This window comes from Limosilactobacillus reuteri subsp. reuteri (assembly GCF_000016825.1).
GTDB lineage: Bacteria > Bacillota > Bacilli > Lactobacillales > Lactobacillaceae > Limosilactobacillus > Limosilactobacillus reuteri.
The window spans coordinates 1385612-1397643 of record NC_009513.1 but is presented as its reverse complement, the minus strand read 5'-3'; the positions used below and the strand labels follow the sequence as shown (position 1 = coordinate 1397643).

Sequence of the window (12032 nt, the reverse complement as noted above, 5' to 3'; positions counted from 1 at the left end):
TAGACAAGAAATCTAATGATTGTGAGGCACTTTTTTTGTATGAGGCGAATTGTCAAACTAAGTGCAACGGTTTGTCAAAAAATACTTCATATGGGGTTTCATAATTTAACACTTTGCGCGGACGTTGATTTAACTGCTTTTGGCAGTGTTCAACGTCCTGTTCTGTATAATTATCAATATCTGTTCGCTTGGGAAAATATTCCCGGATTAATCCATTTGTATTCTCATTTGTTCCACGCTGTTCAGGGGAATATGGATCGGGCCAATAGACAGTAACACCTAATCTTTCGCTGATTTCATCAAGATGAAGAAATTCGGTCCCATGATCTGGTGTAATAGAATGAACAAATTCTTTAGGAATGGCCCCTAACAGTTCAACTAAGCCTTTATTTATCTCCTGCGAGTCCTTTCACGCAACCTTTTTGATAAGCGTAAGCCGACTAAGCCGATCGACAACCGTTAAAAGGATGGAATGACCCGTTCGCCCAATCACAGTATCGATTTCCCAGTCACCAATACGTTGACGCTGGTTGATAAAACCAGGGCGCTCATGAATTGAGATGTAGTCCGTCTGTACTTCTCGATGTCGTCTAGTATTCTTTGAATACCGCGTCCGATGTTTATGTCTGAGATGGCGCTGAATACCGGTATCGCCATGTGAGGAGTACTTCTCACCTAAATTGTGTTGATAGATATGACGGTAGATTGTGTTGTAGCTAACACACCATTGATGTTCCTTATTAAAGCGAGCGGTAATCTGCTCTGGTGACCAGTGCAGATCTAAGATGTAATAAACAATTTGACGGCGTAGTTGTGGATGGCTGTCTAATAGCCGCTTCTTGTGACAATTCTTTCGCTTTTGATGATAGTCATTTTCTTCTTTACTTGGGGAATAATGACCTGCACAACGTTTTAATTCTCGTGAAATAGTGCTTGGATTTCGCCCCAGCCGTAACGCAACAGCCCGGATAGATAACCTCTTAGCTCGTAAAAACATAAGCATTTCACGTTCTTTTATAGTAAGATGTTTATAGCTCATACCGGATACCTCGAATTGTTTGATTTGGTCGTTAAACATATTCTACCCGGTATGGGTTTATTTTTTACTTTGTGTTGCATTTCAATTGTAAATTCGCCGACCAGATATAAACCAGAACTGAAAGCCCAAATTGTTCAAGAATACCTTTCGACTTTACAAAGCACTAATGATTTAAGTAAGAAATATCAAATTAGTGGGCGGCGTATTGCGGAATGGATTCAGAGATACCAATTGAGGGGGATCGATGCACTTAAAAAACGGCGTCATAAACGAATATTTACCACCGATTTTAAACTAAATGTGATAGACTACTACCAAACTCATGAGGATTCGATGGCTGAAGTAGCCGCTCGCTTTGATATTTTAACAGCGCAAGTTTCGAGCTTGCGCTCGCAATTTGAACGGGACGGTATTACAGCTTTGAAGCCTCACCCGAAAGGTAGGCCGTCTAAAGTGAAACATACTAAAAAACAGGCTCATCAGCTCGCTAATAAGAGTGAGCTGGAACGATTAAAGGAAGAATTAGCGAAGAAGAACCAAGAACTTTATGAAACTAAGATGGAGCGCGATATCTTAAAAAAATCGCTGTCCCTGTTCGGACCATCAAAGCCGGGAAGAAAACTCAAATAGTGGATCAGATCAGGGACGATCAATCACAGCGACCAAAGAAACTGCGCTATAAGATTGGCGATCTTCTCAAAGCCATTGGGCTTGCCAAGGCAACCTATCATGATGAACGTAAACGAATTGTCCACTCCCACGACAAATACGAAGAAGCTAAAGTTCAAATTCTAAAGATTGCCCAACGGTTTAGACTTCGTGGACGTTGGGCCGCGGGCTATCGTCGTATTCAAATGGAGCTGGATCAAATAGGATTACACCTGAGTGGGGATACTATTCGCAAGTTAATGCGGGAATTAAATATTCAAGTAACCTTATATAATCGCCATCGTAAGAGGCTGGGGAAAAACTCCTAGTCCAAAATAAAAACCGGATGATGAATTTTTTGAACAATTCATCATCCGGTTTTTATGTACACAGGAAATCGTTCCTGATATGATGTAATTACCACAAAACAACCAAAAGGAGCGATTTTCATGTATCAAAATTATACCATAGGACAAACCGAATTCGTACTAAACTATAACTATGATTTACCACAAAATCATATTGCGCGGCTAATTAGTGATTTTGTCGACTCGATTCCACAAAATGTGCTATTAGAAGATTCAGGAGCAGCTACCGGCCGCCCTTCATCGCATCCAGCAATTATGCTTAAGATTCTCTTGTTTGCCTACGTATTCTGGAAGAAAGATTGAAATGATGTTGGATGAGAACCTGCCAATGCGTTGGTTAGCTCATGATTATACTTATAGCTACCATACCATCAATAACTTTCGACGCAGTCAGCACGCTAGTAAGCTAATTAAACATGCCTTTGTTTACTTTACCATGGCTTTGAAAGATCACGGACTAATTCAAAATGATGCAGTTTTTATCGATGGGACCAAGGTAGAAGCCGATACCAATAAATATTCATTTACTTGGCGACGGGCAGTTGAAAAGTATCACGCTAAGTTAAGAGAAAAGACAAGTAAGCTTTATGAGAAACTAGTAGAAAAGCAAGTGGTGCAAGAAATGGCACCGGAGCTGGTTACTTCCGCCGAAGGCATGGAAGTAATGAAACAAGAACTGGCGGAGAAAATCACTAAGCTAGATGAGGAGATTAAGCAAGAACCAAAAATCATCAAAGGTGGTTCAGTTAGAAAACGGCGTCGTCGTTTTCTAAAAAAGCTTCGTCACCAATTAAGCAACGACCTAATTCCGCGTGCCAAAAAGTATGAACGTGCTGAAAATATCTTCCAAGGTCGTAATAGCTATTCCAAAACTGACCACGATGCGACCTTCATGTGTATGAAGGAAGATCCAATGATGAATCGGGAGTTGAAGCCCGGCTATAACCTGCAAATCGCTACCCATAAGCAATTTGTCCTTGATTACGGGCTGTTTTCAAATCCAACTGACACCAGGACCTTAGTGCCATTCCTTACCCAGTTTCATGCTTTAGATTTCTTTGAACATATCGTCGCCGATGCAGGCTATGGTAGTGAGTACAATTACACAATGATTCTTGATCGGTTTGAAAAGCAGCCGGTTATCCCATACACCACCTATCAAAAGGAACAGAAACGTAAATTTAAAAACGATCCAACTAAATCACAAAATTGGCAGTATAATGCCGAGGATGATTACTACATCGATTATTTAGGAGTTCGTTTTAGTTTTTATCGCTACAGTAAGTCCACTGATAAGTATGGCTTTAAGCGCAACTTTAAAATCTATCGTGCTGATAAACATCAACTATCAGTCAAATTAGATGAGCTAGCGAAGACACCAGGTGGTCGTCAACGCTATATGAAGGTTAACCCAACCTGGAATTATTATAAAGCTAAAGTTAAAGATACCCCCTCAAGTGACGAAGGCAAGGCAATTTATCGTCGACGAAAGTTCGACGTTGAGCCAGTCTTTGGTCACATGAAGAGGGATTTTAGCATACGCCGAACTCATCTCCGTGGTCAACGGGCTGTGGAAAATGACATGGGGCTAGCCCTGATGGCATTAAATCTAACGAAATTTGGCCAATCAATTAGTCGATTGGAGACTAATTTCATAAATAATTTAAAATCCGGACTACGATTTTTGGATCGAGGCTATAATGTCTTCTAAGTATACAGATGAAATAGAAAATTCATCTTATATACTTGGAGGGCATTTTTTGTGGGTAGGAATTCAAAATATAGTACAGAAGAAAAGCTATCGATATTAAACGAATTAAGTCATTCTAGTGTTAAAGAGGTTGCTAGAAAGTATTTAGTTAATGACAGTACCATTTCACATTGGCAATTACTTTATAAATACCAAGGGATTGATGGATTGCGATCTACTCACCACAATTGTAGCTATTCAAAGGAATTTAAGCTGGCTTTGGTTCAATAATATCAGGAATCAACAGATTCCCTTGAAGTATTCGCAATCAAACATGGATTAAAATCAAAAAGACAATTATCAAATTGGATTATCCAGTATAATGAATCAAAACTGAAGGCTTATACGCCAAGAAAGTGAGATTCAATTATGCCAGGACGGAAAACTACTTTTGAAGAACGATTATCGATAATTGAGGAACTGATTAAACATGATATCAACTACAATTGGGCAGTAGGTAAGTACCATGTTAGTTACCAACAAGTCTATGGTTGGTATCAAAAATATCGTAAAAGTGGTAATGACCCGCAATCACTTCGTGATCGGCGGGGTAAAGCCAAGCCGAAGGAAGCATGGACAGAAGTTGATCGACTAAAAGCTGAAAATCGCTTACTAAAGGCCCAACTTCTTCGTAAAGAAATGGAAGATGCCTACTCAAAAAAAGTAATGGAAATACGCAATCGGGAGGCGAACGATTCTTCAAACAATAAGCTATCAAAAAATTGAGTCAAGAACATGACTGGCCAATTAGTGTCTTGTGTCAGATCGCTGGCATAACTAGAGATGCTTACTACAAGTGGCTTCATAGAAAGCCAAGTAATTATAAAGTTGAACAATCAGAGCTACTTGAAGCAATTCTAGAATTGGAAGAAAAACATAAGTGGACACTGGGTTACTTAGCGATGACAACGCAACTAGCCTTCGAAAATAAACTAAGCTTCAAGGCGGGACTAAAGCGGGCAACTAATTGTATGAGAAATCATGGAATCAGGGCTAATATCCGGAAGAAGAGACATAATCGCGTTAAGCGTTATGAAGAATATATCAATGATAATTTACTCAATGAACAATTTGATCGTCAGAGTAAAAACGAAGTTTGGGTAACCGATACTACAGAGGTTCTGTACGGGATAGATCAGGTAAAGAAGGCTCGCGTGCATGTGGTTTTGGACCTGTATGGACGTTACGCTTTGAGCTACAATATCTCACCCACAGAAACAGCAGTGTCAGCAATTGAGGTATTTAAACGTGCCTTCAAAGTGGAACCGGATGCCCATCCGCTGATCCATACGGATCGCGGATCAGCATATTGTTCAATGGCTTTTAATGACTATTTAGCCGATCAAAACTGTATTCACAGCATGTCACACCCAGGCCATCCTTGGGAGAACTCGCCGATGGAACGCTGGTGGAATGATTTTAAGCTCATTTGGTTAGCCAAACGTTCGCGGCCTAAAACATTGACGGAATTAGAACAATCAGTAAAGGAAGCTATTAAATATTTCAACACTCAACGAGCTTATACATCTAAAAACGGCTTGAGCGCAGAAAAATTCCGCGCTCAAGCCGCATAAACTATTTTTCTATTTAAACTGTATACTTGATAGTGCCTCGATCAAAAATCATAGTCCGGATTTTACTGTTAGAGAATCAAGAATTAATAGTTAATTCCCAGCCTCATGGTACGGTTGGTAAGATTGCGGACAATCGGTTAAAACAAAACTTCAATGAAAAACGTCCCTATCATGTTATTCATACTGACGTGACACAGGTCCGCTTAGCTAATCATCAGTGGGCTTATATCTCAGCGATGATTGATGAAGCAAGTCAAGAGATTCTAGCTTTTCAAATAGGTACTGGTCCGAATAAAGAACTGATTGTAAAAACCGTAGAAGAATTAATTACCAATCTACCTGATAATGCTTACCCAATTATCCATTCGGATCAGGGCTGGCATTACCAGTTAGATTACTATACTTAAAAATTGGCGGATCACCAGTTTATTCAAAGTATGTCACGGAAGGAAAATTGCCTGGATAACGCTCCAGTAGAAAGTTTCTTTCACTTATTTAAGACTGAGTTACTAGCAGGATTTCTGCCTTGTAAGGATATTGCAGAATTAAGCGAACTTTCTCAAGAATATGTTCAATATTTTAATCATGTCAGAACAACCTTAAAAGCAAAAGGCATGACTCCGGTCGAATACCGAAATCATGCCTTAGCAGCTTAATATTTTAATTTTGTCTAACTTTTTTCTTGCACTTCAGCCCCAACCGCCACTTTATCAATAGAAGATGGTAATAAAGAAAATACGAATACACAGTCAAAGACTACTCAAAATCAATTAACGGTTACTTCGCAAGTGAATGATAACGAGCAACAGACAATTGTGACCGGTTGGAAAAATGAAAATGGTCAATCGACCTATTATCAGGATGGAAAACCACTGAATGGCCGACAGTACGTTAATTTACCAACTATTCCTAATACTAATGTTCAGTGGAATACAAACTGGTATTTGATGGATAATGGGATTGCTCAATCTGGTGTACAGCAATGGGCTGACACATATTACTACTTTGATCCACGCGCTTATTTACGAGTAGACAATGACTATAGGGGCTTTGGTATATGTTCGGTCACGATGGCCGCATTGTTACTAAAGTTTACCAATGGGCTGGCACGTATTACTACTTTGATCCGAATACTTATTTGCGAGTAGATAATGATTACCGTCAATCTCAGTGGGGCGATTGGTATATGTTTGGCCCAGATGGTCGTATCGTTACAGGGTTAAAGGAATGGTACGGTAGTTATTATTACTTTGATCCGACGACTTACTTAAAAGTAACTAATAAGTGGATAGATAATAAGTACTTTGGTCCAGCTGGTCAGCAAGCTATTTCACGCTTTGAGAGACTTGATAATAAGTATTACTATTTCGATGCTAATGGGGCAGTTCTTAATATCCATGATCAATTTAAGAATATTGATAACCACACTTATTACTTTGGAGCTGATGGTGCTTGTTATACCAGTCAATTCTTAAATAAGGATGGTAAACAGTATTATTTCGATAATGATGGAATTATGCTCACTGATCAAGAGAAGATCATTGACGGTAAATTCTATCATTTCAATGTTAATGGTGAAGCAATCCAAGTAAATGATCCTTCTGAAATTTGAAATACTGTTGCTAAGCAGGTAGCCACAGCATTAAATAATGAAAATATTCAAAATGTTGAATATGATTGGCAAAGTAAAGATCATAATTACCGTGAATTAGCCTTACATGATTTAGCCCAAGAGGTAGCACAGGGCGATACTAAAGCAAATAAGGCAAGTATTGCTGATAAGCTAAAGAAAAATTCGTTATTAACGGGTAATGTATTATCTGTATTTACCACTAACTTTAATAATGTTGACCTATCAACACTTGTTCAACGGTTTATCAATTCATTTAATCCAGCTGATGCTAATAATTCGGTATTGGGCGTAGGGGCAGATGCAAGCAAAGATCAGTTAGCGATTGTTTTATTTAAACCAGGTCAAGAAAATGTTTCTCAAAAAGCAAGTTCGCCAGTAAACGTTACTATCAGTACCGTTTTACCCTGCTGCCGGTTTCAGTGTAACGGTAAAAGATGCCATTAAAGTTAACGACAACTTAAGTAATGCTGATGTAAAAGATGGCGTTACTCAATTTAGCAGTGAATTCTTACAAGGTAAACAAGGCACTCGAATCTCTGATGATGTGTTAAAAGCAATTTTTGCTGGCCTAGCAGGTAATGAATATGCTTTAGATGGTGCAAAGAATTGCTATGCCGATAATGGGGATGCTTACCATTATGAATTTTGGCTAGCTGGAAAAGATGCTACTGAGAAGTTAAATAATTTCTTGATAGCTAATAATGGTGTTAAGTATGGTGATCCAATTAAGATAACGTATACTGCTACTTTAACTTGGGGTGCAGCTAAGAGCACTGCTAATGATAAGACCCCGGCCAGTCGAAAAACTGCTGAAGAACTCAACCTAGCATATAAGACAGGTACTGATACTGGTCTCCGTTATGATAGTATTACTGTTGAGAAGATTCCAAACATGTCAGATGATATGATTCGTGGAGTTGATATTTCCAGTTACCAGTCTTTAATTAATGCTGGTGTTAAATTCTATGACTTTAATGGTCAAGAAGCTAACTTGTTTAAGATGTTAAAAGATGCTGGTGTAAACTGGATTCGTCTTCGTCTATGGAATGATCCATACAATGCAGAAGGCTTTGGTTATGGTGGTGGAAATAATGATGAAGAGTCATTAGTCAAGATGGCTAGTGAGGCAAGTCAATATGGAATGAAAATCTTAGTTGACTTCCACTACTCTGATTTCTGGGCTGATCCAGCTAAGCAACCGCTTCCCAAAGCATGGAAGAATTTATCGTCAGCTGATCTTACAAAAGAGATAAGTTTATACACAAGCAAAGTTCTTAACGATTTGAAGCAGGCCGGCGCTGATGTTGAAATGGTTCAAGTAGGGAATGAAGTAACTAATGGTGCTTTTGGTATTTGGACCGGCCGTGACCATGGTGAAAACTGGGCGACTATATGGGAAAGTGACCAAGGAAACCAAGTTGCTAAATATTTAGGAACCGCGTCAGGAGCAGTTAGGTCAGTATTACCAAATGCCAAGATTGCCATTCAGCTTGAGACACCAAACATTAGTAAGTATCGTAGCATTATGACGGTTTTGAAGAATAATAATGTCGAGTATGACTACCTAGGAACTTCTTATTACCCATTCTGGTCGACTCATGACGGTAATAGTTGGTATGACAATGTTGATCTGGGATATGGCGCAAGTACACCAATTAACTTAGAAGCGATTGAAAAGATGGCTTGGCGGAAATTTGGTAAGAAAACTGTTGTACTAGAAACAGGCTGGATTAATAATGTCAATGATGCCGATGGGACAGGAAATTCTATTAGTGCTAATGATGAGATTCAAGCATATAGTCATGATCCGCAAGGGCAGGTTAATGCAATTGAAGATATGTATAAAGCATTAGTTGCCCAAGGCGGAGTAGGTGGATTCCTGATAAAGCTGGTTGGCAAAATTGGGACTATAATAAGAAAATGTCTGATGTATATGGAACCGGTTGGGCATCAAAGAATGCAGTTGGTTATGCTCCAGATTCAGTGATGTATTACAATGGTCAGACTATATGGGGTGGAACTACCTGGGATAATGTTGCACTATTTGATGATCAAGGTCACCCGCTTCAATCATTAAACGTTTATAAAGGAATGCTTGAGGGTTACAAGAGTCCTGAACAAGTAAAGTCGGCACTTAAATCAGTTGTTACTAAGATTTGGAATAATACCGATGTAAAGCCCAATGATGGTTTAGTTACCGGGAAAGTCTTAGATAATAAGGAATTTTTGAATGCTTCAGTAAGTAAGCAATTGAGTGGTGAAAGCAATCAAGTAATCGGTCAAGAAGCCTTAACCCAGATTGCTAATCAACTAAGTAATGGTATCTCCTCACCAATTTATGAAGCAGCTAATGGAGCCAAGTATCATTATGTTTACTGGATCGAAGGCGATGCAAATAGAGTAGTCGAATTTGTCAATGATAATAAGGATGTTAAATACGGCCAGCCATTGACTGCTAAGTATTCAGCAACGGTGGTAGTTGATGCTGAACCTGGTGTTCAAGAGGTAACATCACCGATTAGTATTCGCGTTTCTAAAGTGTGGAATGAGGTTGGCGGTAAGCAAGTTGTTCTCACCGATCCATTAAAGGCAGGAGAACAACTTACAAAGGGTATCGATATGCCCTTGATAAATACTAAGAGTGTAAAGCAACTGTTAACTGGTGCACAGGGGACAAATATTAGCACTGCTACTCTGAACAAGTTAAAAGAAAACTTACCACAAAATATAACTGGTACTGCTGATTATAAGACAGCGGATGGTAACCATTATTATTATGACTTTTGGCTTGATTCCGTTGATAGTAATAATACTAAGTATGGCGAGCCGGTAACAGTTAACTCTACTGCTTCCCTTAAATGGGCAAAAAAAGATATGGTAACTAGTGAAAATTAATTAGAAATACTGATACGCTTGTTTACCAAGTAGTTCGTATCCAATTTCGGATATGAACTGTTTTTCTTTTTAAACTCACTTTTCCCCTTGCCAAATCATCCTCCAACATATATACTTAGTTACATAAGTGATTAACCAAATAACAAACCAAGGAGGTGCACTTATGAATTTCGACTTTAATGATTCAACGCCGCTCTATCAGCAAATTGCTGACCAGCTTGAAGAGATGATTTTCTCTGGGGGCTTTGATGAAGGTTCGCAGGTACCGTCAACGACCCAGCTTTCTCAGCAATTGCATATCAATCCTGCGACAGTTCTTAAGGGGATGAATATTTTGGTTAATAAAGGCCTCTTAGAAAAGCGACGTGGGCTCGGAATGTTTGTAAAAAAAGGTGCACAACAAAAAATTATGGAACAACGTAAAGAAAGTTTTTATAACGACTATGTAAAGAGTTTACTAGTTGAAGCGGGTAAGCTTGGAATTACCAAACAGCATTTATTAGACTTAATCGAACGAGGTGAGAATGATGGATCAATTAATAGTTAAAAATATTGTCAAAAAGTATCATCGCCAAACAGTATTGGATAATATTTCATTTACCCTAGAACCTGCTAAAATTTATGGTCTCCTTGGCCGGAATGGGGCTGGGAAGACGACTCTTCTTAATATTATGAGCAACCGGATTTTTCCAACGAGCGGGGAAGTACAAATTGGTAATGAAGATGTTAATAACAATGATGACCTTCTCAGCAAGATCTTTTTGATGAGTGAAATTAATCTTTATCCGCGTCACATGAAGATAAGTCAAACCTTTGACTTAGCGGATGCCGCTTATAATAACTTTGACTATGACTTAGCCCACCGTCTCCTCAAGGTATTCGGCTTGAATGACCGGATGAAGATTACTAACTTATCGACGGGGCAACGGACGGCCTCCAAGCTAATCGTCGCCTTAGCAGTCAATGCCGATTATGTTCTATTAGATGAACCGATTTTAGGTTTAGATGCTAATCACCGTGATAGCTTCTATAAAGAATTAGTTAAGACTTATCAAGAACGGCCACGCACTTTTGTCTTATCAACCCACTTAATTGAAGAAAATCAGCAATTAGTCGAACATGTCCTCATCATGGATCAACACCGCATCATTATTAATGAAGATACAGAAGGTTTATTAGCTAAGGCTTATGCAATTAGTGGCCCAGAAAAAATGGTTGATGAGTATACTGCAGGCTTAAAAGTCCTTAAAACAGAAATGATGGGTAATATTAAGACTGCCTACTTACTTGATCGCTTAGATGAACAGCGTGTGATTCCTGATCAAGTTAAGATTGGCCATTATGATTTGCAGCATTTATTCATTTACTTAACGAATGGGGGAGAATACTAATGGAAAATCAAAAGAGAAACCTTGTTATTTCAACCATGTTTCAACAAGCGGGTCACGCTACAGGAATTGCTTTAGGTTGGGGGCTGGGAATTGCATTAATAACCTACTTGCTTGGATTAATTATTTCACACAACCTTGAATCTTTTTTGGTTAGCCTCCGAGCCCTTCCAAGCATTGCTTCATCAATCTTAAGCGTGCTTTTAATGGCGATTTTCCTTGTAACTCCTTATACTGACTTTAAATGGGCAATTCAAAACGGTATTTCTCGTAAAACACTATGGCAAGGACGAATCTTATCTCTTTTCCTAATGACATTAGTAGTTTGGTTTATTGCCCAACTTGTGGGTTTAATGAATACACCGTTTGATCTTGCTTCTGCTTGGCATAGTCTTTTATGGTATTTCGGTCTTTCTTTAACGATGATGGCAATTGGTAATGGTTTTGCCTTATTAAATCGTCGGTGGAAATGGATTGTAGGAATTGGGCTTCCCATGGCGTGCTTAGTATTATTGATGATGTTAGCCTATTCACTGGTTGGCTTAATCCCAGCGCTTTCTGCTAGCGGTGTCTTTAAATCAATAATAATCTCAAACGTTACTGGTTGGGTAATCTTAGTTATTTACTTAATCATCGTTTATGCTTTAGCGCGTTTCTTTAATAATAAAATTCAATTACGACGGGATTAATAAAAGTAAGTGAGAATTAGCCTTGAGCCTTGTGGTGATGCGAAGCTA

At 38.8% G+C, this 12032-nt stretch carries 12 protein-coding genes and 3 pseudogenes; 14 read left to right on the top strand and 1 reads right to left on the bottom strand.

Going from position 1 to position 12032, the window contains the following annotated elements; genetic code table 11:
* Window positions 1-52 precede the first annotated feature (52 nt).
* Window positions 53-1039: pseudogene (locus LREU_RS07090) on the bottom strand (IS30 family transposase).
* Window positions 1040-1054: 15 nt separating this feature from the next.
* Between LREU_RS07090 and LREU_RS07085 the strand changes: the two are divergent.
* The 14 genes and pseudogenes from LREU_RS07085 (at window position 1055) to LREU_RS07020 (ending at window position 11984) form a co-directional block, all read left to right on the top strand.
* Window positions 1055-1669: a helix-turn-helix domain-containing protein gene (locus LREU_RS07085; RefSeq protein ID WP_223659336.1), complete on the top strand. Its 615-nt coding sequence runs from the start codon at window positions 1055-1057 to the stop codon at window positions 1667-1669.
* Complete coding sequence (locus LREU_RS07080; RefSeq protein ID WP_003668612.1) at window positions 1669-2016, top strand: IS3 family transposase; 348 nt, start codon at window positions 1669-1671, stop codon at window positions 2014-2016. The genes LREU_RS07085 and LREU_RS07080 overlap by 1 nt, the downstream gene beginning before the upstream one ends.
* 120 nt (window positions 2017-2136) lie before the next feature.
* Window positions 2137-3766, top strand: a pseudogene (locus tag LREU_RS07075) (IS1182 family transposase).
* A 51-nt stretch (window positions 3767-3817) separates the two neighbouring features.
* A pseudogene (locus tag LREU_RS10115) lies at window positions 3818-4531 on the top strand (helix-turn-helix domain-containing protein).
* Window positions 4528-5379 carry an IS3 family transposase gene (locus LREU_RS07060; protein ID WP_003668604.1) on the top strand — a complete coding sequence of 284 codons (852 nt, stop codon included), beginning with the start codon at window positions 4528-4530 and terminating at the stop codon, window positions 5377-5379. Before LREU_RS10115 ends, LREU_RS07060 begins: the two are co-directional and overlap by 4 nt.
* Before the next feature lie 32 nt (window positions 5380-5411).
* On the top strand, window positions 5412-5786 hold the full coding sequence (locus tag LREU_RS10390) for a DDE-type integrase/transposase/recombinase (protein ID WP_003668602.1): 375 nt from the start codon (window positions 5412-5414) through the stop codon (window positions 5784-5786).
* Window positions 5787-5816: 30 nt separating this feature from the next.
* Window positions 5817-6035 carry an IS3 family transposase gene (locus tag LREU_RS10385; protein WP_003668601.1) on the top strand — a complete coding sequence of 73 codons (219 nt, stop codon included), beginning with the start codon at window positions 5817-5819 and terminating at the stop codon, window positions 6033-6035.
* A 132-nt stretch (window positions 6036-6167) separates the two neighbouring features.
* Window positions 6168-6527, top strand: a complete 360-nt coding sequence (locus LREU_RS10260) for a hypothetical protein (protein WP_003668600.1) — start codon at window positions 6168-6170, stop codon at window positions 6525-6527.
* Window positions 6437-6991 carry an N-acetylmuramoyl-L-alanine amidase family protein gene (locus LREU_RS10705; RefSeq protein ID WP_003668598.1) on the top strand — a complete coding sequence of 185 codons (555 nt, stop codon included), beginning with the start codon at window positions 6437-6439 and terminating at the stop codon, window positions 6989-6991. The genes LREU_RS10260 and LREU_RS10705 overlap by 91 nt, the downstream gene beginning before the upstream one ends.
* A 565-nt stretch (window positions 6992-7556) precedes the next feature.
* Window positions 7557-8999 (top strand): glycosyl hydrolase 53 family protein, encoded by a 1443-nt coding sequence (locus LREU_RS07040; RefSeq protein WP_003668597.1) that lies wholly within the window; start codon window positions 7557-7559, stop codon window positions 8997-8999.
* A complete protein-coding gene (locus LREU_RS07035) occupies window positions 8933-9907 on the top strand; it encodes a hypothetical protein (RefSeq protein WP_003668595.1) in 975 nt (324 codons plus the stop codon). The genes LREU_RS07040 and LREU_RS07035 overlap by 67 nt, the downstream gene beginning before the upstream one ends.
* A gap of 163 nt (window positions 9908-10070) precedes the next feature.
* The gene (locus tag LREU_RS07030) at window positions 10071-10454 is read left to right on the top strand and encodes a GntR family transcriptional regulator (RefSeq protein WP_011953520.1); all 384 of its coding nucleotides are present in this window, start codon (window positions 10071-10073) and stop codon (window positions 10452-10454) included.
* The gene (locus tag LREU_RS07025; protein ID WP_003668591.1) at window positions 10432-11298 is read left to right on the top strand and encodes an ATP-binding cassette domain-containing protein; all 867 of its coding nucleotides are present in this window, start codon (window positions 10432-10434) and stop codon (window positions 11296-11298) included. The genes LREU_RS07030 and LREU_RS07025 overlap by 23 nt, the downstream gene beginning before the upstream one ends.
* The gene (locus tag LREU_RS07020) at window positions 11298-11984 is read left to right on the top strand and encodes a hypothetical protein (RefSeq protein ID WP_003668588.1); all 687 of its coding nucleotides are present in this window, start codon (window positions 11298-11300) and stop codon (window positions 11982-11984) included. Before LREU_RS07025 ends, LREU_RS07020 begins: the two co-directional genes overlap by 1 nt.
* Window positions 11985-12032: the final 48 nt, after the last annotated feature.

What these genes read in the sequence shown, in the direction of transcription:
- LREU_RS07030 (WP_011953520.1), top strand. Translation starts at nt 10,071, where the DNA reads ATGAATTTCGACTTTAATGATTCAACGCCGCTCTATCAGCAAATTGCT.
- LREU_RS07025 (WP_003668591.1), top strand. Translation starts at nt 10,432, where the DNA reads ATGATGGATCAATTAATAGTTAAAAATATTGTCAAAAAGTATCATCGC.
- LREU_RS07020 (WP_003668588.1), top strand. Translation starts at nt 11,298, where the DNA reads ATGGAAAATCAAAAGAGAAACCTTGTTATTTCAACCATGTTTCAACAA.
- LREU_RS10385 (WP_003668601.1), top strand. Translation starts at nt 5,817, where the DNA reads ATGTCACGGAAGGAAAATTGCCTGGATAACGCTCCAGTAGAAAGTTTC.
- LREU_RS07035 (WP_003668595.1), top strand. Translation starts at nt 8,933, where the DNA reads ATGTCTGATGTATATGGAACCGGTTGGGCATCAAAGAATGCAGTTGGT.
- LREU_RS10705 (WP_003668598.1), top strand. Translation starts at nt 6,437, where the DNA reads ATGTTCGGTCACGATGGCCGCATTGTTACTAAAGTTTACCAATGGGCT.